Origin of the sequence: Novosphingobium sp. (genome assembly GCF_032093395.1) — a bacterium.
In the GTDB taxonomy this organism is placed as follows: Bacteria; Pseudomonadota; Alphaproteobacteria; order Sphingomonadales; family Sphingomonadaceae; genus Novosphingobium.
In genome coordinates, this window is the sequence record NZ_DAMDBA010000029.1 from 12,712 (window position 1) to 34,738 (window position 22,027).

At 61.9% G+C, this 22,027-nt stretch carries 16 protein-coding genes and 3 pseudogenes; 4 read left to right on the forward strand and 15 right to left on the reverse strand.

Features of this window, described 5'->3' with window-relative positions:
* A pseudogene (locus RT424_RS11680) lies at nucleotides 1–1,210 on the forward strand (hypothetical protein); the annotation flags it as partial.
* 148 nt (nucleotides 1,211–1,358) lie between these two features.
* Here RT424_RS11680 and RT424_RS11685 read toward each other — a convergent pair.
* From RT424_RS11685 to RT424_RS11700, 4 genes and pseudogenes are all read right to left on the reverse strand, one after another.
* A pseudogene (locus RT424_RS11685) lies at nucleotides 1,359–2,426 on the reverse strand (IS3 family transposase); the annotation flags it as partial.
* A 466-nt stretch (nucleotides 2,427–2,892) separates the two neighbouring features.
* On the reverse strand, nucleotides 2,893–3,339 hold the full coding sequence (locus tag RT424_RS11690; RefSeq protein WP_313438045.1) for a carboxymuconolactone decarboxylase family protein: 447 nt from the start codon (nucleotides 3,337–3,339) through the stop codon (nucleotides 2,893–2,895).
* A 46-nt stretch (nucleotides 3,340–3,385) separates the two neighbouring features.
* Nucleotides 3,386–3,844, reverse strand: a complete 459-nt coding sequence (locus RT424_RS11695) for a cupin domain-containing protein (protein WP_313438048.1) — start codon at nucleotides 3,842–3,844, stop codon at nucleotides 3,386–3,388.
* Between the two features lie 44 nt (nucleotides 3,845–3,888).
* Nucleotides 3,889–4,656, reverse strand: coding sequence for an SDR family oxidoreductase (locus RT424_RS11700; protein ID WP_313438051.1), 768 nt, complete (start codon nucleotides 4,654–4,656; stop codon nucleotides 3,889–3,891).
* A 158-nt stretch (nucleotides 4,657–4,814) separates the two neighbouring features.
* On the opposite strand from RT424_RS11700, the gene RT424_RS11705 reads away from it, so the two are divergent.
* Complete coding sequence (locus RT424_RS11705; protein ID WP_313438053.1) at nucleotides 4,815–5,744, forward strand: AraC family transcriptional regulator; 930 nt, start codon at nucleotides 4,815–4,817, stop codon at nucleotides 5,742–5,744.
* A 171-nt stretch (nucleotides 5,745–5,915) separates the two neighbouring features.
* On the opposite strand, the pseudogene RT424_RS11710 reads toward RT424_RS11705, so the two are convergent.
* Nucleotides 5,916–6,857: pseudogene (locus RT424_RS11710) on the reverse strand (oxidoreductase); the annotation flags it as partial.
* Between the two features lie 60 nt (nucleotides 6,858–6,917).
* On the opposite strand from RT424_RS11710, the gene RT424_RS11715 reads away from it, so the two are divergent.
* Complete coding sequence (locus RT424_RS11715) at nucleotides 6,918–7,835, forward strand: AraC family transcriptional regulator (RefSeq protein ID WP_313438056.1); 918 nt, start codon at nucleotides 6,918–6,920, stop codon at nucleotides 7,833–7,835.
* Nucleotides 7,836–8,193: 358 nt separating this feature from the next.
* Here the strand turns inward: RT424_RS11715 and RT424_RS11720 are convergent, their stop codons facing one another.
* The 5 genes from RT424_RS11720 to RT424_RS11740 all read right to left on the reverse strand — a co-directional run bounded on the left by RT424_RS11720 (nucleotide 8,194) and on the right by RT424_RS11740 (nucleotide 14,099).
* A complete protein-coding gene (locus RT424_RS11720; RefSeq protein ID WP_313438059.1) occupies nucleotides 8,194–8,553 on the reverse strand; it encodes a response regulator in 360 nt (119 codons plus the stop codon).
* Nucleotides 8,550–11,969 carry a CheR family methyltransferase gene (locus tag RT424_RS11725; protein WP_313438061.1) on the reverse strand — a complete coding sequence of 1,140 codons (3,420 nt, stop codon included), beginning with the start codon at nucleotides 11,967–11,969 and terminating at the stop codon, nucleotides 8,550–8,552. Before RT424_RS11725 ends, RT424_RS11720 begins: the two co-directional genes overlap by 4 nt.
* Nucleotides 11,966–12,526 (reverse strand): PAS domain S-box protein, encoded by a 561-nt coding sequence (locus RT424_RS11730; RefSeq protein ID WP_313438064.1) that lies wholly within the window; start codon nucleotides 12,524–12,526, stop codon nucleotides 11,966–11,968. Before RT424_RS11730 ends, RT424_RS11725 begins: the two co-directional genes overlap by 4 nt.
* A 407-nt stretch (nucleotides 12,527–12,933) precedes the next feature.
* Nucleotides 12,934–13,359, reverse strand: coding sequence for a transcriptional repressor (locus tag RT424_RS11735; protein WP_313438067.1), 426 nt, complete (start codon nucleotides 13,357–13,359; stop codon nucleotides 12,934–12,936).
* A gap of 95 nt (nucleotides 13,360–13,454) precedes the next feature.
* Entirely contained in the window at nucleotides 13,455–14,099 is a 645-nt protein-coding gene (locus RT424_RS11740) for a DUF1826 domain-containing protein (RefSeq protein ID WP_313438069.1), read from the reverse strand.
* A 250-nt stretch (nucleotides 14,100–14,349) separates the two neighbouring features.
* On the opposite strand from RT424_RS11740, the gene RT424_RS11745 reads away from it, so the two are divergent.
* On the forward strand, nucleotides 14,350–14,709 hold the full coding sequence (locus RT424_RS11745; RefSeq protein WP_313438123.1) for a MerC domain-containing protein: 360 nt from the start codon (nucleotides 14,350–14,352) through the stop codon (nucleotides 14,707–14,709).
* 40 nt (nucleotides 14,710–14,749) lie between these two features.
* Here RT424_RS11745 and RT424_RS11750 read toward each other — a convergent pair whose 3' ends face one another.
* From RT424_RS11750 to RT424_RS11770, 5 genes are read right to left on the reverse strand one after another with little or no spacing between them, the layout of a single operon-like run.
* Nucleotides 14,750–15,517 (reverse strand): ABC transporter ATP-binding protein, encoded by a 768-nt coding sequence (locus RT424_RS11750; protein ID WP_313438072.1) that lies wholly within the window; start codon nucleotides 15,515–15,517, stop codon nucleotides 14,750–14,752.
* Complete coding sequence (locus RT424_RS11755; RefSeq protein ID WP_313438075.1) at nucleotides 15,517–16,551, reverse strand: iron ABC transporter permease; 1,035 nt, start codon at nucleotides 16,549–16,551, stop codon at nucleotides 15,517–15,519. The genes RT424_RS11750 and RT424_RS11755 overlap by 1 nt, the downstream gene beginning before the upstream one ends.
* Entirely contained in the window at nucleotides 16,548–17,747 is a 1,200-nt protein-coding gene (locus RT424_RS11760) for an ABC transporter substrate-binding protein (protein WP_313438078.1), read from the reverse strand. Before RT424_RS11760 ends, RT424_RS11755 begins: the two co-directional genes overlap by 4 nt.
* Nucleotides 17,747–19,942, reverse strand: a complete 2,196-nt coding sequence (locus RT424_RS11765) for a TonB-dependent receptor (RefSeq protein WP_313438081.1) — start codon at nucleotides 19,940–19,942, stop codon at nucleotides 17,747–17,749. Before RT424_RS11765 ends, RT424_RS11760 begins: the two co-directional genes overlap by 1 nt.
* A complete protein-coding gene (locus RT424_RS11770; RefSeq protein WP_313438083.1) occupies nucleotides 19,939–22,008 on the reverse strand; it encodes a TonB-dependent siderophore receptor in 2,070 nt (689 codons plus the stop codon). Before RT424_RS11770 ends, RT424_RS11765 begins: the two co-directional genes overlap by 4 nt.
* Nucleotides 22,009–22,027: the final 19 nt, after the last annotated feature.

Consider the following 22,027-nt stretch of genomic DNA (forward strand, 5'->3'; position numbering starts at 1 on the left):
CGGTAAGCTCAGATTCAACCCGGCGCCGCGCAGTGGCCGGCCTTTGGCACCGCGCTACGAGCTTGACGATGTCTGGGTCTTGACCAATTCCACCTTGCCGGACTTCGCTCCGTTTCGCGAGGACCCCAAAAATCCGGGCCGCCTGATCCATAATCCCCCCAAAGGCGCGATCGGCGAGGCGCGAGGATGGACGCGTGACGGAAGAAACGCCGTCGGCATGGGCATCCCCGAATCTGGCAACGTGGACATGTTCATCACCAGCCTCCAATCCGGCCAGTCCCAACGGCTGACATCGGCGCCCGGCTATGCCGATCCCATCCTGATGTCCCCCGACGACCAATGGTTCGTGGTCTTCGATAACCGCACGGTCGATCGGCACATGTACTACGGTGCCATGCAGGGTATCCCGCCACTAACCGATGAGCTGACACGTATGGTCATGCTCAGTGCGCGCTATGGCTACCGCAATGGCATGCGCCGCTTCTTCCAGCCGATCCTCATCGACCGGTGGGGCGATCGAGGCGAGTATCGCGGTCAACAGCTTAATGCCGGCGACAGTGCTCCCGGCGGCCCCAGCGATCCCAACTGGAACGCGCGCGCTGATCCGGCATGGTCACCCGATGGCACGAATGTCGTCTATTGGCAGGCGCTGGTGACTGCACCGGACTGCGGCGGCGGCAATCCATTACCCTGCCCGATCTCGAACGAACCAGACGGCCGGCATACGCGACTGATGATCGCGCGATTGCCCGAGCGCTCCCCCTTACCCCTTGGTCGCAAGGTTTCACCAGTTGCACTCTCTGTACCTTGGGGAACCCGATACCGCGCAGGAGATTCGATGCCGAAGCGCTATCCTTCCGCTCCTGCCGGAAAGTTCACGATGGATGGTTGGAAGGGCGGCACGGCTCTGGTTGAAATCCGCAAGGCCGAGAATGGCCGAATTTCCTATGTGTCGGCAAAATACACCGGATTCACCGACGATGGCGCTCACATCATAGACGGAACCGAGAGCGCCGAATTGGTGATGCAGGAAGATCGCCCCCGGATAGTCTGGCACTCTGACTTGCATTCCAGCGGGGCTCAGATCGGAATGAAAAAGACTTCGGAGCCAGGCGGGTTCGTCGTCAGTCCGCTCGGCGAACCACTGGAGGGCACGCTTGTCACTAAGCTAAATGGCAAAGTCTTCAGTCAGCCAAATCCGGGAACCTGAATGTCTCACTGATCTGCCCCCTTCTGAGTGGTCCAAAATCTCTGTTATTTTGGACCATGATGACCCTCACCCCAACACTGGTCCGGCCTTTGTGAGAAAAGCCGGCTGCTTGTTGGATCAGGGCAGGCATGCCTGCCCTGATCCAACAAGCGTGCTCCATCGGGGTCTGGTTGCCGAGGGAGCTGTGCGGACGGACCTCGTTGTAATCGATCCGCCAAGCCTCACATTTTACCCGAGCATCGTCCAGGCTCAAGAACCAAAAGGCATTGAGGCATTCGGCCCGGACGCGGCCGTTGAAGGACTCGGCGAACGCGTTGTCCGTCGGTTTTCCGGGGCGACTGAAGTCGAGGACGACACCGTGCGTCCAAGCCCAAAGATCCAAATCCTTCGAGATAAATTCCGGCCCATTGCCAGACGAATACGCTGCGGTCGCCGTGCGTAGCCGCAACCCGTTCAAGGGTTTGGACGACATCGGAACCGGGGTAACTCATCCTGACATCAAGTGCCGGCGATACCCGGCTGAAGTTGTCGATGATCGACAGAACACGGATTTTACGACCGTCGAAGAGCTGGTCCGACAGAAAGTCCATCGACCAGCATTCGTTAGGCGCCCACGCTGGTGCCCTGTCGTCACGCAGCTTCGCCTTCACCTTGCGCTTAGGAGTCTTGTTGCGCAGTTGCAGGCCCATCTCGCGGTACAGCCGATGCGTCCGTTTGTGGTTGATCTCCCATCCTTCTCTCCGCAGCAGGACATGGATCCGCCGATACCCGTAGCGAACACGGGTCGCGGCCAGCTCCCTGATCTTCATCTTGAGGCCGGCCTGATCGAAGCGACGTGACTGGTAGCGCTGGGTCGATCGGTTGATCGGAAACGCGCTGCAGGCCCGCCGTTCGCTCACTTGGTAGCTCGTCTGCAGATAGCTGACGATTTCCCGAGCTCGATCACGCCTTACATTTTTCGGGGGATGACATCCTGCAGCATCTCCTTGTCCAGACTCAGGTTCGCCACAAGGCGCTTGAGGCGGACATTTTCCTCCTCCAGTTGCTTCAGCCGCTTCATCTCCGACGGCATCAAGCCGCCATATTTGCTCCGCCATCGGTAATAGGTCTGAACTGAGATACCCGCCTTCCGGCACACCTCCTCAACGGTCGTTCCGTCCTCAGCCTGCTTAAGAATGAACGCGATCTGTTGCTCGCTGAATCTCGACGTTTTCATCCACGGTTTCCCTTGTTCGGCGTTCGCCAAACCCAACCGAGAATTTCTCACCAAATTCGGACCAGTTTACGGGGAGCAGGTCAGCGTAGCTCACCGAAAAGTAGGCCTCTCCCCGATATCCAGAGCGATCCATCTCGAGGGGTAAGGCCGGTGTCCAGTTCGCATCTCCCGTTGCCATCACTCGCTCGATCATCGGGCCAAGCGTCCACCATGCTTCTGCAAGCGTTATTCGAATGTCGGCGCCAAGTCCGGCAGGAAGCCAGCCAAAGTAGGCTATTGCCTGCCGCAGATAGATATTCCAACCCGACCGCAATCCGTTGTGCAAGCTTATTCGACAACATCTTGGCCGAAATGTGCGCCGATTCAGAGAAAATGGTGGAAGAGCGGCTTGCCTCCCACCATTTAACTTCTCGCGTTTCGATTAATCTCCTGTCAGTCAACACAAAGCTTGAACTGTCGCTCTGAATCAGGGCTTTGCGGCGACGGGAAGGCGAAACGGCGCGCCGAGCCGATTGAAGGCATTCATAGCGGCAATCACTAATGTAAGATCGACGAGATCCTTTGGCTCAAACACCTCCGCGACTGCTGCATAAGCCTCATCCGATGCATGGGTTTCGCTGAGGTTGGTCACTTCCTCGGCCCACGCCAGTGCCGCCCGATACTGGTCGCTGAAGAGATGAGGAACCTCGTCCCACACCGGCACCAGCACCACTTTGTCGATAGGCATGGTCTTGAGCAGATCGCGGGTATGCAGATCGATGCAGTGGGCGCAGCCGTTGATCTGAGATACGCGCAGGAACACGAGGTGGATGAGCTCTTCCGGCAGGCTGGTGCCTTTGGTGATATAGTGGTGGACGCCCATCAAGGCCTTTGCGCCGTCGGGAGCGATTTCAAACCAGTTCAGGCGGTTCATGGCATATCCTTTCTATGTCTCGGTGTCGTGATGGTGGGAGCGCGGGTCAGTTCTGCTTTGCTGGTGTCGTCAGGACGGCATCGTCGGTGTCGACGATGAAGACCGCGAGCAGCTTGGCCGGCTCGGTCTTGCTGGCGTTGGCGCTGATGTTGTGGAAGTCGCCGGGCAGTTCGGTGAAGTTCTCGCCGGTCTTGAAAGTGCGGATCTCTCCACCATTCACCTGACTGACGACCGCGCCCTGGATGACGGTGGCATAGATGAGCGCCGAGCGTGCGTGGACATGCGATCCGTTGGAGCCGCCCGGCTGATACTCGACGAGCACGCCCTTGACGCTCTTGCCTGGGACCTCCGGGATCGCATGCTGGTAGACGAGCGTCGCCTTGACGCCTGACGGTGCGGGAGCCGTCTCGCGGGCCGCGGCGTGATCGTGGGCCTGCGCGTGGGCGACCGGGGGAAGTGCCACGAAAGCGGCGGCGATGGCGAGCGTGGAAATCAGGGTTTTCATGGGACTGTCCTTTCGCGTGCGGATTGTGAAGAGTTCGACCGGCCTCACGCGGTGGGCGTGGCCTGTGCGTTCATCCAGGTGGTGAGATCCTGCTCGCCCTGCCGGTGGAGGCCGAGCGGGACGAGCGAGAGATCTTCGACGCGGCCTCCGAAATAGTCGGCATCGGGATCCCGTTCGACGCGGCGGGCATCGCCGCGCATCTTGAGATAGCGGCCGATGGTCAGATCGAAGGGCCTGCGTTCCGGCCCGGCGATCTCGACGATGCCGTTTACCGGTGGCTCCAGCGCGACCGAGGCGAGGTTCGCCGCGACATCGTCGGCAGCGATCGGCTGAAACTGCGCGCCGCTGACCCTTACGCGACCATCGGCGGTGTAGCCGTCGGCGATGGCGGCCAGGAATTCGAAGAACTGGGCTGACCGGACGATGGTGTAAGGCAGCCCGGAGCCGGCGGCGATCCGCTCTTGGACAAGCTTGCCGTCGAAATAGCCGTTGCCGGGCATGCGGTCGGCGCCGACGATGGAGAGAACCACATGGTGCTTCACACCGGCGGCAGCGGCGGCGCGGATGAGGTTGCGGCCGGAGGCGTCGAAGAAGGCGCGCACCTCGGCCGGATCGAACGACATGGCATTCGATACGTCCACGAGGATGTCGGCGTCGGCGAGCGCCTCGTCGAGCCCCAGGCCGGTGACGCTGTTGACCCCGGTGCCGGGCGAGGCCGCGACGACGTCGTGCCCTGCCACCGCGAACAGCCGAGCCAGCTTCGCACCGACAAGGCCGGTACCGCCGATGATCGTGATCTTCTTCCTGTCCATCTTGTCCTCCTGTCGGGCGCGGTGTGCGCCTCCTGTGAGAAGAGATTTACGGGATTGCCCGGGTAGCTTCTGTCGCGGGGTTGCGGCGACTGTCGCCAGATTGCGGTTGATGCGGCACGGCGTTCGGATAGTGTCGAGCGACACGCCGAGGATGAACGATGGCCGCTTCCCTGTCCGAAACAGCGAATGTTCCTTCAGCGGGCGAACGCGCGTCCACGCGGGCGGAGATGGAGCAGATCCTCGATACGCCGCCGGTACTGGCCGACCAGGATCTGCGCGGCGGCACCCGGCTCACCCGGCCCTGGACCCATGGCGCGCTCCACGCAGCGCTTCCGGGCCTGGATACCCACGTTGTCATGACGTACTACGGCACCGCCCAGCAGGCGACCTGGCGGCAGGGCGGCAAGCGCGTGGAATCGCGTACGCGCCGAGGATCGATCACCCTGATCCCGGAGGGCGAGGACGGACGCTGGGATGTCGAGGGCCCCATCGAAGTTTCGCACGTTTACCTGCCCGACTGGCGGCTTCAGTCGGCGGCGGAAGCGATGGCGGTGCCGCACCGCGTCGAACTGATCGGCCGGAACTGCTTCGATGATCCGACATCGGCGCAGATCATGGCGATCCTCGGCAAGGAGGCAGCCTCGTCCGATGCCGGTGCCTCGCTGTTCGTCGAGCAAGCGGTGGATCTTCTTTGTACGCAGCTTATCCGTGCGCATTCCAGCTTCGGCGCCGCACAGGCTGTCGCGCCGCGCCGGGGTTTGGCGGATTGGCAGGTCCGGCGGATCAACGATTACATGATCGCCAATCTCGACCACGCGATCAGCCTCGACGAACTGGCCGGGCTCGTCGAACTGAGCCGCTTCCATTTCGCCACCTCGTTCCGGCTGGCGACGGGCATGACGCCGCATGAATGGCTCACGTCTCTGCGCATGAACCGCGCCCGGGACCTGCTGGCCCAAACCGAGTTACCGATCATCACGATCGCGCTCGAGGTGGGATTTGAGACCCCCTCGGCGTTTAGCGCCAGCTTCCGCAAGTCCGCCAAGATGACACCCAGCGCCTACCGCCGCGAGACGTCGACAAGATGATCGCGACGCACGGCCTACCGCGAGAACGAGCCGTGGAAACGTGCGCAACGAGCATGGGGCAAACATGATCCCGGCACCGACGCTTCCGGTAAGAGCCGCCGCGCGGACCTGCCCATCCGTCGCGTTTGCGAGGCTCGCTCTGCGATGATCTAGAAGCAGCACCCCCGTCCATCGCGAGGAGACTGACCAGAGACGCTCAGCGGCTTTATCGTCGATAGCCCAAGGCGCCACGCCTTTGCGGCCGGTTTTTTCGGCATTGATGCCGGCGATGTCGCAATCCTCGCAATAGACGCCGCCCATGCCCTCAAGAAGCGGGCTCGTAGCGCACCAAAGGGCCGTTGCCGCGCCTTGCTCGACGGTCTTCATGCCGCGCGCAGGGTCGATGATCGGCATGCCTTGCGCGTCGAATGCGTCGAACCCTGCCAATTCCTCTTTCGAGAGATGCCGTGCCAGATCGGTTATGATCTGTCCGGGGTGCAGCGAGAAGGCGCGAACTCCTTGCCCCTCGCCCCTCTGGTCCAGAGCACGGGCGAACAGGACGTTAGCCGTCTTGGACTGTCCGTAGGCTACCCATTTGTCATAGGCGCGGCGTTCGAAATCGATGTCCTCGAAATCGACACCCGCAATCTGGTGTCCGCGCGAGGATACGGCAACGACGCGGGCACCCTCGCTCGCCAAAGCCGGCCAGAGATGGCAGGTAAGCCGGAAATGGCCGAGATGGTTTGTCGCGAACTGCGCCTCATGGCCGGCCGCGTCGCGCCCCAAGGGTATGGCCATGATGCCTGCGCTGTTGATCAGCAGGTGAAGCGGCTGCCTGCGAGCGATGAAGGCACTGGCGAAATCGGCAACTGATGGGGCGTTGATCAGGTCCATGGGCGCGATTTCCACCCGCTCGATACCCGCGAGCGCGGCTTCGGCCCGTTCAAGGTCGCGCGCAGGCACGATCACCTCTGCGCCCGCACTGGAGAGCGCTTTTGTCGTAACAAGGCCGAGGCCGGAATAGCCGCCGGTGACAATGGCGGTGCGGCCGGAAAGGTCGAGGCCGGCGATTACTTCGCCCGCGGTGGAGGCGGCGCCGAAGGGCGATCCGATGGGTTTTTGCAAGCTCGTCATGAGCCAATTTCTGAAGTAAGCCGATCGGATGATCGACCCTCATTCATCCGAAATCATGTCGTGATCGTCCAGGAAGCGCCGGCAGATCCCTTGTCCGATGTGCTTAGTCTGGTGCAAGCGCGCGCGGCATGCACCGTCCGCTTCACCGCGGGCGGAGCATGGGCGCTGCGGTTTTCGCCCACGCACGTCAAGTTCAACGTCATTCGTTCCGGCACCTGCTGGATTTTGGCTGAAGGCTCCGCCCGGCGGTTGTCGGCCGGCGATTACTTCATGGTCGCGGGCACACCCTTCGTGCTGGCCAGCGATCCAACATTGCAGCCGATCGATGCATCGTTGCTGTTCGAGGATGATGCCACTCGTGACCAGGTAGGAGCGGCTGCGGAAACAGAGATCCTCGGCGGGAGCGTGAACTTCGACGACGCCCAAGCGGACTTGCTGCTACCGCTGCTACCTGGCCTGTTGCTGATCGATGCCGAGCAGGCCTCCGCAACGCCGATGGGATGGTTGATCGCCCAACTCGACGCCGAATGGCGAAGCAATCTGCCCGGCGCCCGAGCCGCGTGTGACGACATGATCCGCCTGCTCTTCGTGCAGACCCTTCGCAGCCAACTCGGTGCCAGGACGGAAATCCCCAGCTGGCTTGGCGGCCTGTCGGATCCTCCGGTCGCAAGGGCGCTGCATGACATCCATGCCAATCCGGCACGCCATTGGCGGCTCGACGAACTCGCCTCGCTCGCCGGCCTGTCACGATCGTCCTTTGCCGAGCGGTTTGCGCGCCGCGTCGGCATGCCGCCGGTCAGCTATGCCACCAACTGGAGAATGCGGGTGGCCGCGCGCCAGCTTGCCGCAAGCACGACGACCGTCAGCGCCGTGGCAGCACAGGCAGGTTATCTCAGCGACAGCGCCTTCCATGCCGCTTTTCGCCGCGAGATGGGCCTATCGCCTGTTGCATATCGACGAAAACTTCGTCGACCATAAAGCGTAATTCATTTGCTCGCCCCTGTGATTTCCCAGATTGAGATGCCTTCTGTAGATGCAGGCTCCGTCATCCCGCATACCTCGACAAATCCGCAGGTTTGCATTGGGCGCGAAAGGATGACCTCGACCCTTCCCGGTCGTTCAGCACCCATTTTTACGCTTCCAGGTGCGGACCCGCAGCTTCCCCATTCTGGATGCCCAAGGCTGGCCGAGACGCGACTGTCCGGTCCTGACCGGGAATGCTAGGATAGCTGCCACTCGCGGGGGGATAGATCATCAACATACTCCATTCCGACGTCGTAGCGGAAATGCCAGTTGGATCCCAGTTGTGGTCTAGCCCCAATCCATATGTGCTGGATCAGGCTGTTCTGCCGACGGCCTTCTTTAATGCCTCGCGCAGGTGGGAAGGAGAACTGGGCTTGGGGCAAATCTGCGCATCCGGATAGCGAGTGCGCAGAGCATTCTCGTTAGCGTGGCCTGAATGAAAAATAAGCGGGACTTTCATCTCCTGCATTCGATCCGCCGCCGGGAAGACTTCTCCGTCTGGGAGGCGGACATCGAGGATAGCGCAGACTGGTCGCTGACGCTCGATCGCCTGCATGGTGGCGGCAACAGTGCCGCAATGCGCGGAGACAGCGAAACCCTCTTCGGCGATCAAATCTTCCAAATCGAGGACGACGAACAGTTCGTCCTCGACGATCAGTACGGTGTCGGTCATCGAACCATCACACCGCCAGGCAGCCATAATCGAAGGGCAAAATGGCCATCGCGCAGTTCACGGGAAATCCGGGCACCAAGTTGCCGCACGGAAGTGGTGACGAGCAATGTCCCGAAGCCCGATCCCTCGCCCACATCAATCGTGTCGTCACCGTCTTCGTCCCACAGCAAGTCAATCCCGTCGGCGCTCAACGTCCAGCGCACTCGAAGAGTTCCCGCGCGCGGCCCCAGGACGCCGTACTTTGCGGCATTGGTCGTCCATTCGTGCAGGATGAGGGCAAGAGGGGAGAGGCAGTTGCGATCGATGTCGATCTGCGGGCCTTCGACCAGAATCCCGGATTGCCCAGCGTAGGCGGCCGTCGTCGTTTCGATGAGGGTACCAAGCGAGAATGTCTGCTGCTCGTCGCCGGAAGGCGATGCCAGGGAGTGTGCCCTGCCCAGCGCCGCGATGCGCTCGCGCAGATCCGCGCCAAAGCTGCGAACGTCGTTGTGAGACCGACCGGCAACCGAAATAATGCCGCTGACCACTGCGAACAGGTTCTTCACCCTGTGGTTCATTTCGCGCAGCATGAGGCCGCGCGTCTCAGCGACTGCGTATTCGGCCGTCAGGTCGATCGTTGCCCCCACCAAGCGGCGCGGACGCGAACCGATGAGCCGGCCGTAAGCCTTGAGCTGACGGCAGGCGGCGGCATCCTCCGCGGCGCACACCCGGAAGGCGATTTCCATGTCCTGATCGCTGTAAAGGGTATGAGCGATGCAATCTTCGAGCGAGGCGCGATCCTCGGGATGTACCTTCGCCAGCACATGGCCGAGACTCACATTGCCATTGGCCGGCAACGAAAGCTGGCTACGGCTCGTGGTATCGAGGATCACGTCGTCTTCATCCGGACGATACTCCCAGACCCCGATTCCGCCGGTCTTCACGGCCAGATCGAGTCTTTCGCGCTCGGCAGCCAGATCGTCTTCCATCAGCAGGGCTACGGTGATGTCGCTCAGTACCAGCGTGGCGCCATCGATCGTCCCGTGCTGGGTCCGATAGGGCAGAACGCGCAGCGACAGGGTTCGGCCGCCGTCGCGGGTGCGAACCCGGCGGTGGAGAGGCTCGCCGCTGCCCGCCACGCGCCGCGCGTCGTCGAGGTAGGTGCTGTCGTCCAGGCGCGTTGCGACGTCTGCCAACAGGCGCCCCCGATCGGTCTGCTGCAACGGGAAAATGGCAGTCGCCGCTTCGGTGAAACTGCGGATACGAAGCTGTCCGTCGAGCACGATCACCGCCAGTTCGGTGGACTCAAAGAAGTTGCGCAAGTCAGCATTCGCGACGGTAAGCTGGTCCACCTTGCTTTTCAGCTCGTCGTTGACGGTGGACAGCTCCTCGTTGGTGGACTGCAGCTCCTCGTTCATCGACATCATTTCTTCGTTGGAGCTTTTCAACTCCTCGTTCGCTGTCTCCAGTTCCTCAACAGCGGTGCGCAGCTTGTGGCGGGTGAGGCGAAGTTCCTCTTCCAGCGCTTCCATGTGATCGTCGCCGCTTTCGATCTCGGTAAAGTCCGGCCCGTCGAACGGCTGAAAGGGGCCGCGATCGCGCAGGATAAGCAACAGCGAGTTGTCAGGCAACGGCTCGCAGATCACCTCGACAGGCTGGATGCCGTAATCCGAACGCACCTCGACCTCGCGGGCCACCACCTTCTTGCGGGCATCGCGGGCCTGGCGCACGAGCGGGCCGAGCACGTCGCGCAGGCCCGGCTTGGCTAGCGAGATCGCGCTGGTGCCGCCCGTGCGGGTTACCGGGAAATCGAAATAGCGGCTCAACTTGCCATAGGCGGCAAGCACCGCGCCGTCCTGATTGAGTACCATGGCAGGCGGCGCATAGCGATCGACCAGGCGCTGGACGGCTATGCCGGCGTCGGACTGCTTGCGCCTGACATCCCGATTGCTGCTATCCTCGCGGTGACGCTGAAGGCCTCGCTCTCCGCCCGGCAAGTCGATCGGGTATTGGGGGTTGCCGGGGGCGCGCTCGAAGATGCGGGCGTGATGATCTAGAGCCGGGAACAGATGGTCGAAGCGGCCGATGCTTTCCGAAGGCCCGAGGAATAAGTATCCGCCCTCCCGAATCGCGTAATGCAGGATCGGCATTACCGATTGCTGCAGGCGATCGTCGAAGTAAATCAGAAGGTTGCGGCAAGAAACAAGGTCGATCCGCGAGAACGGCGGATCCTTTACAACTGAGTGGTTGGAAAACCGGATTAGATCGCGGATTTGGTTCGAGATTGCGAATTTCTCCCCATGCGGCGTCGTCCACCGCTCGCGCATGGGCGAAGGGATATCAGCCAGCGCGGAGGCGGGATAAATTCCCTCCCGCGCGATCTGCAGCATCTGCTCGTCGATGTCCGAGGCGAATATTTGCACCGGGTTGGCGAAATTCATGCGCCGTGCCGTCTCGGCGAACAGCATGGCGATGCTGTATGCCTCCTCCCCGCTGGAACAGCCCGGGATCCAGACCCTGATGTCGTCGTCGCTGGAACGGTAGCGCAGTAGCGGCTCAATCACCTTCTCGCGCAGCGCGTCGAACATCTCGGGGTCGCGGAAGAACCGCGTGACATTGATCAGCAGATCGCGGAACAGCGCCTCGCATTCGCCTGAATCCGATTGCACGCGTTGGAGATAGCCACTGGCCGAATCGATGTTCAGCACGTGCATGCGCCGCTCGACGCGCCGCACCAGCGTCGAGCGCTTGTAGCCCGAGAAATCGTGACCGACGGCCTTGCGCAAGGTGGCGCACAGGTCATCGACATGATCGGCGACAAGTTCGGCTTCGCGTTCGTGGGGCTCGCCTCGGCGTCGGGCGAAGAACGCGCCGAGGCAATCGAGGATCTCCGACGGCTGCTTGACGTAATCCACGAGACCTGTCCCGACCGCGGATACGGGCATCCCATCGTAGCGCGCGGTTTCCGGTGTCTGGACGACGCAGACCCCGCCTTGTTCCTTGATTGCACGCAATCCCGTCGATCCGTCGGCTCCCGTACCGGAGAGGATCACGCAGGCGGCATCGGTCTGCTTCTCGGCGGCGAGCGAGATGAAGAAATCGTCGATCGGACGGCGAAGCCCGCGCGGCTGGGCGAAATCGGTCAGCTGCAGTTTGCCGTCCTGCAGCGCGAGACCGCGGCCCGGCGGTATGATGTACACGCGGTCTGGCAGCACTTCTTCGCCGCCCTCGCACTGGAGCACGTCGAGCGGGCTAGCCCGGTCCAGCAGCTGGGCCAGCATGCTCTCGTAGTTGGGGTCGAGATGCTGGACGACCACGAATGCCATTTCAGTAGGCAGTCGGGCCACCGAGAGCATCTCACGCAGGGCCTCAAGCCCGCCCGCCGATGCGCCGATCCCGACGATCGGGATACCTCGCGTCCGTTCGTCGCTGCTCAAAGGATCGCGCCGTCGTCTAGACCGGCCAGGGTCAGCCTTGCCTGGGCGATCGTCGCGGCCGAATTCGCGATCGTCGTCAAGGTGCCCTCGAGGATGATGCCGCTCTCGGCGGCCACCGGGCTGAGGCGCGTCAGCGTCAGGCCAAGGTCGCTGTCATATGCCTTGAGCCGATCGGGCTGGGCGCGGCTGACATCGAACTGCGACGCGAAAATGTAGCGCGTTGTGCCGGAAAGGGTGCGCAGCCTCGACATGTAAAGCAGGTTCACGAAAGGCGTTCCGTCCTTCCGAAAATTGAGGATCGGGGTGCGCACATTGGCCGCGGCATCGTCGCCCAGGAAAGTGCGCAGTCTAGCTCGGGCTTCATGATCCTCTGCCTGCCCCTGCAGGATGCGGCAATTGCGACCTGCAAGGTCCTTTTGCGAATAGCCCGTCAGTTCCGCAAAGCGGCCGTTCACCAGGATCAGCGGATTGTCCGCATCCGGACTACCCAGGGCCAGGGCTACCGGCGAATTCTCGAAGAAGGTGCGCAGTTCGTCGGGAATAGTCAGATCGGACAAGTCGTTACTCCCGGCCATCGGGTATGAGGTAAGGTGGTCGTTCGTTCCGGCCATGCGGGCAAGACAGCAACGACTCTTTGCACCATCTGTTGCCGAAGGTCGAGCCGAGAGGGGAATTGCCCATAGGCAAGTGAGGTTCGGGAAGGACATATTGGCCGTAAGGAGAATGTCCGGATCGGAGCCGTGTCGGGGGGATAGCGGACGCTCCTGCGGCGTCGGCAGCCGACCAAACAACGTCATACAGATTTGGGAAGGATATGGCGGCTTTCTGCAAAATCGGTCATTCGCCGCTTACCAAAGCAGTATCATACCTAACTGGGCAATCTTGCCGATCCAGGGCGCCAGCCGCCTGCTCACGAAGCACCGATTGACCCCCAAGAGGCAACGGTTGGAGTTGCGTGCGTGTTTCAAAAACGTAACGGCGCGGCATCTGACTGTCGGCAGTCCGGACACAGGCCTCGTGCCTCGACAGTGCCACGCCGCAATTCAAACCCGGTCATAGCAGCCTCCCTTTCCAACTCGGTCTCCACCGGCCAGGCGGCTACGGTCACGACGGAATGGCATCCGAGGCAAACCAGACAGGCGCGCGCATCGGGCTGACAAAGAGCATAAGCCTGCAGCGTTTCGATCCTACGGACGCGGCCCTCGTTGATAAGCCGGGCGACGGTGCGATAGACCTGATTGGGGACGATGCTGATTCCGACAAGCGCAGCGCGAGCCGAGATGTCATAAGCGCTGAGAGGCGCATTGGCCTGAGCGAGAAACTCGAGGACAAGAGCGTCAATCTCCCCTTTGCGCCGTCGTGGGTTCGAAACGGTCTTCCTGCTGCGCATGGCCTCATCCCCGGCTCAGTTCGAACCTGTCGGTATCCTCTGCGAAACTTCTCAAATCATTTCTCTCGATATTGACTGGCACAGGGATCAAGGCATCACGCTCGGCAAACAGGCGGTGATCCTGCAGCCTCCTGCGCATCGGCAGCGAGCGCCGGGTTGATGACGAGCAGAAGCCGGGTCTGTTCGGTGCCCGCGATAGGCGGCGACCGGTGTAGGATTCGGGGATGCTCCGCCAACAGCCGCCCCTTGAACAAGCCGACCGCACCGAGACGCATCGCGCGAATATCGTCAGGCGCGTCGGCATGGATCCATTGGGTCGTTGGCCCTGACAGCGACATCAGAAGACGCACCATCACCATATCAGCGTGAAACTTCCGGCAGGCATCGGTCTCGATCACCTCGAGCCGCCAGCGCAAGCGCTCGCAGTCCATGAGGCGCGCGAAGAAGCCCGCACGATCTACGATCTCGCTATGTAATGCCTGACGGTCAGCGCCGGCCGGGTAGCCCGCATCTTCGAGCGCGTTCGCGATAGCTGATGGAGCCGCCGCTTTCTCCACCACCTGATCGATGTCATCGATTTCGTCCCATGGGAGATGATCGAGCCAGGCGAGCGCCGCTGGGCGGGTTCGGTCCCACAAGGCAAGGTGCACATCGCGATCAGTGATTGTGGAGAGGATGCTTTCCTGCAATCCTATGACGACCGGTTCGACGCATAGGTCCGCGACCATCGCGCCACTCATCGTGCTTCCCCAAGCACCGGTTGCGGTTGCGGTTGCCAGGACAGGAAGCCGGACAGAACCGTGACTGGAAGGCGAACGCGATCACCTAGATAATCGCTGTTTTTCTGCATCCTCAGCCCTTGCGAATCATGAGATGTGATATCATATCAATTACATTGCCTCCGCGAGAGGGTTAAGGTCAAGTCGGTTAGGTCGATCGCGGATGACGCTCGCAAATAAGGACAGGGAAACGCACGGCTGGCTCGATGGGATGGCGATTTCCGCCTCCACTTTATGCATGGTCCATTGCCTCGGCCTGCCAATCTTACTGGCTGCGCTTCCGGCAGTGGCGGACCGAATTGATCCTGGTGAGGGCTTCCATTTGCTTATGCTCATTCTCGCAACGCCGACGAGCGCCTTTGCGCTCTTGTCCGGCTGGCGGAAGCATCGTGCGCACCGACCCCTTGTGGCAGGAGCCTTAGGACTTTTTCTAATGGCGAGCGGCATTCTGTTCTCTGGCAACGACGTTGCAGAGATCGTCCTGACGGTGAGCGGCAGCGTCCTTCTCGCGGCTGCTCATATCGCGAACTGGCGCCAACGTATAAGGCCTCGAGCGCAGCCCGTCGCATAAGGGTTTCGTGCCTGCCCCTCCAACCAAGTGTGCGGTTTGATCAGCGCACCAGTTCAAAGCGGCCTAGCGGGATCGAGAATTTTACGGCTTCGGTATCAAATGCACGTCCTATGTGACCGTTCGCGATGAGAGAATCCGGTGTCCCCACGATAAGCCCGCCATTTCCGTCAAGCAGCCAGACGTCATCCGCAAGTTGCAACGATAGGTCGAGATCATGGCTCGAGAGCAATACGATTGCGCCAGTTTGGCGTGCATGATTTCGAAGCAGTGCCATGATCTCAACGCGGCCGGGCAGGTCGAGGAAAGCAGTGATCTCGTCAAGAACCATCAGTCGGGACGTTTGTGCGATTGCGCGCGCGACCATCACCCGCTGTCGCTCGCCATCGGACAAATCATCGAATAGGCGTGTGGCGAATACGCTTGCTCCGGTGCGTTCCATGGCATCGGCAAGAACAGTGCGGTCCTCGCTGGTAAGATGGCCCTGCCAACCGGTGAATGGCTGACGTCCGAGGGATACAACATCATCGACCGTCAGGCCCGGACTGGCAGTGCGCTCCGTTAGCACCACTGCGACGCGTCGCGCACGCATCTGCGGCCGCATGCGAGCGATGTCCTCCTGATCCAGCACCGCCGCACCGTTTAGGGCGGGCTGAAGACCCGCGAGGCTGCGCATCAGCGTGGACTTGCCGGCACCGTTTCGCCCGAGCACACAGATAAAGGTTCCAGGCTCAACTTTCACGTCCAAATCCGCCAGGACGACGCCGCGTGGCGCGGGATATCCGACAGACAGGTTTTCAAGCTTGAGCATCAGCGCTGTCCCCGCATCGATTTCGAAAAGATCAAGAGCGCGATCACGACGGGCGCCCCGACCACCGCGAGTACGGCGTTGAGATGCAGGAAGTGCTGCTCCCAAGGCGCGTGTACGACGATATCCGCAGCCAGCGCGAGCAAGGCCCCGGCTAGCGCAGCTAGCGGCAGCAGCGAAAGGATGCGCGCCGTCCCCGCGATCGCTCGCGCGAAGTGAGGGACGATCAGGCCGATAAACGTCACCGGTCCGCAATATGCGGTCACTGGCGCGACCAGCAGCACCACGGCGGCGAGCGTCAGCCGCCGCAGCTTCGTGACATCGGTGCCGAGACTGCGCGCATAAGTTTCGCCCAGCAGTAGTGCCGTTAGCGGCTTGGCGTTTACCAGCGCCAGCGCGATGCCGACGATCACTGGCGCGACCAGCAGGGGTAGGTCTGCCGACGTGACACTGGCGAAGTTCCCGTCATTCCAGCCGGAGAAGACGCGGCCGCCCACACGGTTGGCGAAGTGGATGACCAGGCTGACGATGCCCTGTACCGTAAACCCCAACATCAGCCCGACAACGAGGAGCGTGACAGTTCCCACCCGGCGGGCGAGCGTCGCCATGGCGAGCGCGAACAGCCCGATGCCGAGCATCGCGCCGAGTGTGATCGAGATGCCTTCGAAAGCACGCAGAAAGGCGATGGCGGACGGCCCGGAGAAAGCGGCGGCCGTCACCAGCAGAGCAACGCCGAGCTGACCGCCTGCGGTGAGGCCGAGCGACCAGGCGTCCGCCATGGGATTGCGGAACAGGGCCTGCATCAGCACGCCGCCGATGCCCAGCGCGCCGCCTGCGATGATGGCGGTTATAACGCGCGGTAACCGGAGCTCGACGACGATCTGGGCGTGCATCGGATCGCCAGACCCCAGCAGGCTTGCGACGACGTCGATGGGACCGATGCCGATCATGCCGAAGCCGAGACCGAAAAGGCTGGCAAGGATGACGGCGATGAGCAGCAGGACGCTGCCGCTCGAGGCGCGGAGGCTGGTTGTCATCGAATGACCTTCCCGTCGGGACGGATGTAGCGGAAGGGTTCGCTGCGTAGGGCGGGATGAAGCATCCGAACGAGATCACCGAGCACCAGGTCGGGGCGAATGACCGCTGTCTCGTAAAAATCGAAGGCGTCGGCCTCGGGTTTTGTCATCCCATCGGCGGCGAAGAGACACCCGTCCCGGTAGGCCTTGAAACGACGAAGGGTGGCAACGTCCTTGAAAGGCTGAGAGTGCGAATCCCGCATGATCCAGCAGTCGGCGTCCCGCCCGCGCGCGATCAGCTCCTCGGTGCTGACACGATTGAAACTGTCCTTCTGCGGATCGTCGGCAGCTTCGAACGGGTTCCGGCCATTGGCGTCCCGCAGTAATTTGGCGTCGGCATTGCGGATAGTCGGCATCCAGCGGTCCCCGCCGGCGAACCAGGCGGAGATGACGGATCGGGCTGGTTGAGCCGCCGCCGCCTTCTTCAGGTCGTCGACCTTGTCGGCGACCATGGCCACGAACGCGTCCGCTTCCTTTTCCCGGCCTGCGAGCATGCCAATCAGTCGGACATAGTCGACACGGCCCATATAATGCGGCTCATTGTCGAGAAATATGGGGACCACGGGGATCCCCAGCGCCTCGATGCGCGGCTTCGCGCCGACGTTGGCCATATCGCCCAGCGACATGAGCAGGACGTCGGGCTTCGACGCAATCAGCGCGTCCAGCTCCGGTGGGGAATGCCATCCGTAGCCGATCTGCCGGATCGCGCCTGCCCGAACCTGCCTCCGCAGCTCGTCATCATAGGATTTGATGCCGCCCACGGCCACCAACCGGTTGTTGATGCCAAGGACGCGCGTGATCGCCTCATGATAGCCGGTATTGCTGGCGATCCGCATGACTGGCGTGCGGATGAGGGTCGCGCCGGCGAGATCGCCGGTCATAGCGGGCGCAGGCGCCGAGCGCGGAACAAGCACCAGTCGCTGAAACTGCTCTTCGCCGACGGCATTACCACCCCAGTTCACGACGGTCGCTTTCATATCGATGACGCGATAGCTCTCGCGCTCTACGACCCGGAAAGTCGTGGCATAGCGCATGGGTATCTCGCGACCGGCAACCGCTTGTCTGCTCTGCGATGCATCCGGCGCATGATCGCCGCATCCTGACAGCGTCGCGGCGATGGCCAGCGCGATCCCGGCCATGATCGAAAGGCCCCGCATCAGAACTGCGTCCTGAGTGTGGCGCGGAACTGGCGTGGTGTGCCGGGCGTCGCGTAGGAGGGCGCCGCTCGACCACCGAAGTACCAGTAATATTCCTTGTCGAGCGCATTCATCAGGGTGAGGTCAAGCGTCACGCCCCGCCACGTTTCTGGTTGAATGCGGGCATTGAGGGTGAGAAGCTCATAGCCGCCCGCTGCGACGCGATTGTCCTGCGTGACTTTGTAGTCGTCATACCATTCGAAGACGGCCCGTCCCGTGAGCCAGGGCGTCACCCTTTGCTCTGCTGATATGTAGACGATGTTCGGTGCCACCCCGACAGGCGTCGTGCCGGAGAGGTCGATCGGACCGGAAGACGTTTCCAGCACATACTCCTTCCACTTGGGGGCGATGTGCGAATAGTTGATGAGGAATGCGGTGCCGTCGCGCGGACGAATGTCGAGAGACACCTCGACGCCCTTTGCCTCGTACCGGTCGCCATAGGTGATAAGATTGGAGGGCGCGCTGAAGTCACTCTCGGCGGCGGGATTGGGAACCACCTGTCGACGGTTTTTCTGCAACGACCAGAAGGCGGCGGTTGCGAAATGCAGGGTGTCGTTCAGGGCTTTTCCCTTCCAGCCTATTTCATAGCTGTCGAGAGTCGAAGGCTTTTGGGTCGGGCGGGCATATTGGTTGGCGTCCCACTCGAAGCCGCTGCCGAAGTTCGAATTGTACCCGCGGCCATAGGCAATATAGATCTGTCCGCCATCATAACGCCAGGAGAGCGACGCCTTGGGAGAGAAAGCGTCGGCCTTGGCTCGCGCATTCGATCCGTCAGTCACGCCCGTAATTGGGTCGAAGCTGACACGTCGCCGGAAACTGTCATATCGCCCGCCGACCGTCAGATGCCATCGCTCTGACAGCGCGATCTCATCTTGGATGAACGCGCCCCAGAAATTGTTCGTGAAATTGTCGCTCGATTGGGGATCATTCACGACGAAACAGGGATGATCACGATTGGCGATCTGACCCGTTCGCCAGTCTATCTCGACGAGATAATAGTTGAACCCGCACTCGGGCGTGAAGCCATTGACCCCGCTCCAGCGCTTGAACGCATTGGATGTGCCACGCTCCCCGGCAATCCCCGCGATCAGATTGTGGGCACCGTGGCGCCAGTTGGCCGTCAGCTCGCCGTAAAAGACCTCCTGACGGCCCGTCGAGGCGATACCGTTCACGCCATAGACGCCGCGGGAGGGGTCGAACCCGTAGGGGTCGTAGAAGTTGAGGCTGGCGTCGCTGTCGAAGCGCCGCCACTGCCCGGTTGCCGTGAAGGTGAGGCTGTCGGTTGCACGATGCTCGGCGCGGAAGGCTGCGATGCCGCCCTCTATGTCAACGCGCGGCGATCCGAACCCGAGGAAAGCGCGTGGCCCACCGGCGACGTCGATGACCCGGCCATTGGCATCGACTGGCAGGCCATTCGGCGCGTCGGACTTGCGATCGACATAGTTGCCGTAGACTGTCACGGTTGTCTTGTCGCCGAGATCGAAATCGAGCTTCGCGAACAGGTTGAGGAGCTTGCGCCCACCTTGCGCACGCCACCCGTCATAATCCTCATAAAAGGCCGAAGCGAAGAGGCCCGCCCGATCGCCTAGCCTCCGCGAGATCGACGCCTCGCCGCGATAATAATCGTCGCTGCCCGCCGAAACGGAAAGGTCCATCCGGTCCTCTCGCGGCGAACGGGTGATGTAGTTGACTGCTCCGTAAAGGGCACCACGGCCGTAGAGTGCCGAGACCGGCCCCTTGACGACCTCGACACGTTCCAGCGCCGGATAGGGGACAATGTTGAGGATGCCTTCCTCGTCATTGCCGATGAAGGGAATGCCGTCGATGAGCGGAAGATAGCCTTCGGTGCCGGTCGAGCCACGGATCGAAACGAAGGGGAATTCGTCGCCGTCGCCTTCACCCCGCCGGAAGGAAACCCCCGGTACTCCCCGGAACTCCTCGGTGCCGTATGTGAAGCCGTCTCGCCGGAGCTGCTCAATGTCCTTGACGGTCACGTCGGCAGGCACGTTTACGAGCTCCTGCTCGCTGCGCGTCGCCGTCACCACAATCGTGTCGGCAGCCATCGCGTCGTCAGAGGCGGTCTGCGCCTGCGCCGATCCCGCGCTAAGAAAGCAGACGAGCCACATCGCGGTAGCGCCGTTCAATGGCCGGCTCATCGGGCGCCTCCCATGCGCCAGTTGAGACTGACGGTGACGGCGCGCGGCGCACCGGGATACATGGGGATGAAAGCACCCCCGCTGTCGTAGTAGAATGTGTCGAACAGGTTGAGCGCGTTGAGCTGCGCCCGCATCGGTCCGAAGCCCGCGTCGAACTCATAGGCAAGATTGGCGTCGATGCGCGTGTAGGCCGGGAGGAAGATCGTATTTTCAGTATTGCCTGCGCGCCGACCGATATGCTGCGCGCCGACACCGGCGCTCGCACCCTTGAGGGGGCCGGCCAGGTCATAGCTGGTCCACAGACTAGCCGAATGTTCCGGGGCATTGACCAGTCTGGTGCCGGGCGTCGCGAAGCTGTCCTCAAGCACCTTCGCATCCAGATAAGTGTAGTTCGCGATGACGCGCCAGCGTGGCGACAGGACGGCCGGTACCTCGAATTCCACGCCGCGCGATCGTGACTTGCCGATCTGGATCACCAGATCGAAGTCGACCGGATCCGAAACCGCGACATTCCGGCGCTCGATATCGAACAGCGCTACCGTCGGGGTCAGGCGACCGCCGAGCAGGCTGGTCTTGACGCCTGCCTCCCAGCTCTCCCCTATAAGCGGCTTGGGAAGAGCGCCGCCGCGAAGTCGGCCGACATCGACCTGCGCGCGGAAGGACCGGGCCCAACTGGCGTAGAGCGAGATTGCAGGATCAGGCGTCCAGGTTATGCCCACTCGCGGACTGGCCGCGCCCCGCCGGGTCGCCTCGACGGGCGTGCCGAAGAGATAGTCGCGATTCTCCAGCTCGTTCCAGTCATACCTCAGTCCCGCGAGCAGCCGGACCTGTCCGAGCCGAGCCTCGTTCTGCGCATAGATGGCGACCGTATCGCTGTTCCACGCCCCGTCGGCGGTCAGCACGCTCGGCGTTGCGCGCTGACCATAGACAGGCGCGTAGAAGTCGACCGGTATGTTGACGCCGAATGGCGTATTTATGACGTTGAAGCGCCAATGGTCATAGCCATATTCGACGCCCACCAGCGCCTTGTGCTCGATCGTGCCGGTCGTGAACCGTGCATAGATTTCGGCCTGGGCCGTCAGATCCTTCTGGCGGTCGTAGGCGAGGCTCGGCCGTCGGTTTACCTGTGGACGCGAGGGATCGCTGGCATTGATCGACGGGAACCCGAATGCATAGTAGAAGGCGTCCTTCGTGAAGTCCGAATAGCCCACTGCCAGACGCGCGGAGACGGCCTGCGAGAAGCGATGGTCGACGAAAAGGCTCGCGACACCGCCCTCGTTCTCATATCGGGCGTCGGCCTCGCCGAACTGCCGCTCGCGTGGTGCCTGAAGGAAGATGGGGTCGTTGGCGAAGCCACGATCAAAATATCCCCGCTTCCAGGCATACTCGCCTTCCAGAGTGACGGTTGTGTCTGCCGAGGGCTTCCATTGCAGAACAGGCGCGACGAACGTGTCGCGGGTCCAGGTAAAATCGCGGAATCCGTCACGATCGTCATGGCTGGCGTTGAAACGTAGCCCGATCGTGTCGGTTATCGGGGTTGATACGTCGAGCGTGAAGCGCCGCTGGTCGAACGAACCGTACAGGGCTCCTGCCTCGAGAAACGTTCGATCGAGCGGTTTTTTCGTGACGAAGTTGACCACGCCGCCCGGCTCAAAGCGGCCATAAAGGGCGGACGCCGAGCCCTTCAGCACCTCGACCTGTTCGACATTCTGAAGCTGCTCGTCCGGCGCATAGGCCGAGCGCCGCATGCCGTTCTTCAGATTATAGGGCGTGATGAAGCCACGGATGTAGAAGCGGTCGTTCGACGCGCCGAAACCCACCTGCGGGCTGAAACCGGGAACATAGCGCAAGGCCTCCCCGACCGTGGTGATGCCGCGATCCTTGATCAGCTCGCGGGTCACCACCTGTACCGAGAATGGCGTTTCCTTGATCGGCGTGTCCGACTTGTTGGTCTGCGGAGCGACGGTGGCGCGATAGCCCTGCTCGCGCGTGCCCAGAACGATGATCTCGTTCTCACGACTGTCCTCCGTCTCCTGCGCGAACGCAGCTTCGGATGTGAGCGCCATCGCGCACAGACCGGCAATG

What these genes read in the sequence shown, in the direction of transcription:
- RT424_RS11690 (WP_313438045.1), bottom strand. Translation starts at nt 3,339, where the DNA reads ATGAACCGCCTGAACTGGTTTGAAATCGCTCCCGACGGCGCAAAGGCC.
- RT424_RS11695 (WP_313438048.1), bottom strand. Translation starts at nt 3,844, where the DNA reads ATGAAAACCCTGATTTCCACGCTCGCCATCGCCGCCGCTTTCGTGGCA.
- RT424_RS11700 (WP_313438051.1), bottom strand. Translation starts at nt 4,656, where the DNA reads ATGGACAGGAAGAAGATCACGATCATCGGCGGTACCGGCCTTGTCGGT.
- RT424_RS11705 (WP_313438053.1), top strand. Translation starts at nt 4,815, where the DNA reads ATGGCCGCTTCCCTGTCCGAAACAGCGAATGTTCCTTCAGCGGGCGAA.
- RT424_RS11720 (WP_313438059.1), bottom strand. Translation starts at nt 8,553, where the DNA reads ATGACCGACACCGTACTGATCGTCGAGGACGAACTGTTCGTCGTCCTC.
- RT424_RS11735 (WP_313438067.1), bottom strand. Translation starts at nt 13,359, where the DNA reads ATGCGCAGCAGGAAGACCGTTTCGAACCCACGACGGCGCAAAGGGGAG.
- RT424_RS11740 (WP_313438069.1), bottom strand. Translation starts at nt 14,099, where the DNA reads ATGAGTGGCGCGATGGTCGCGGACCTATGCGTCGAACCGGTCGTCATA.
- RT424_RS11745 (WP_313438123.1), top strand. Translation starts at nt 14,350, where the DNA reads ATGGCGATTTCCGCCTCCACTTTATGCATGGTCCATTGCCTCGGCCTG.
- RT424_RS11750 (WP_313438072.1), bottom strand. Translation starts at nt 15,517, where the DNA reads ATGCTCAAGCTTGAAAACCTGTCTGTCGGATATCCCGCGCCACGCGGC.
- RT424_RS11755 (WP_313438075.1), bottom strand. Translation starts at nt 16,551, where the DNA reads ATGACAACCAGCCTCCGCGCCTCGAGCGGCAGCGTCCTGCTGCTCATC.
- RT424_RS11760 (WP_313438078.1), bottom strand. Translation starts at nt 17,747, where the DNA reads ATGCGGGGCCTTTCGATCATGGCCGGGATCGCGCTGGCCATCGCCGCG.
- RT424_RS11765 (WP_313438081.1), bottom strand. Translation starts at nt 19,942, where the DNA reads ATGAGCCGGCCATTGAACGGCGCTACCGCGATGTGGCTCGTCTGCTTT.
- RT424_RS11770 (WP_313438083.1), bottom strand. Translation starts at nt 22,008, where the DNA reads ATGGCGCTCACATCCGAAGCTGCGTTCGCGCAGGAGACGGAGGACAGT.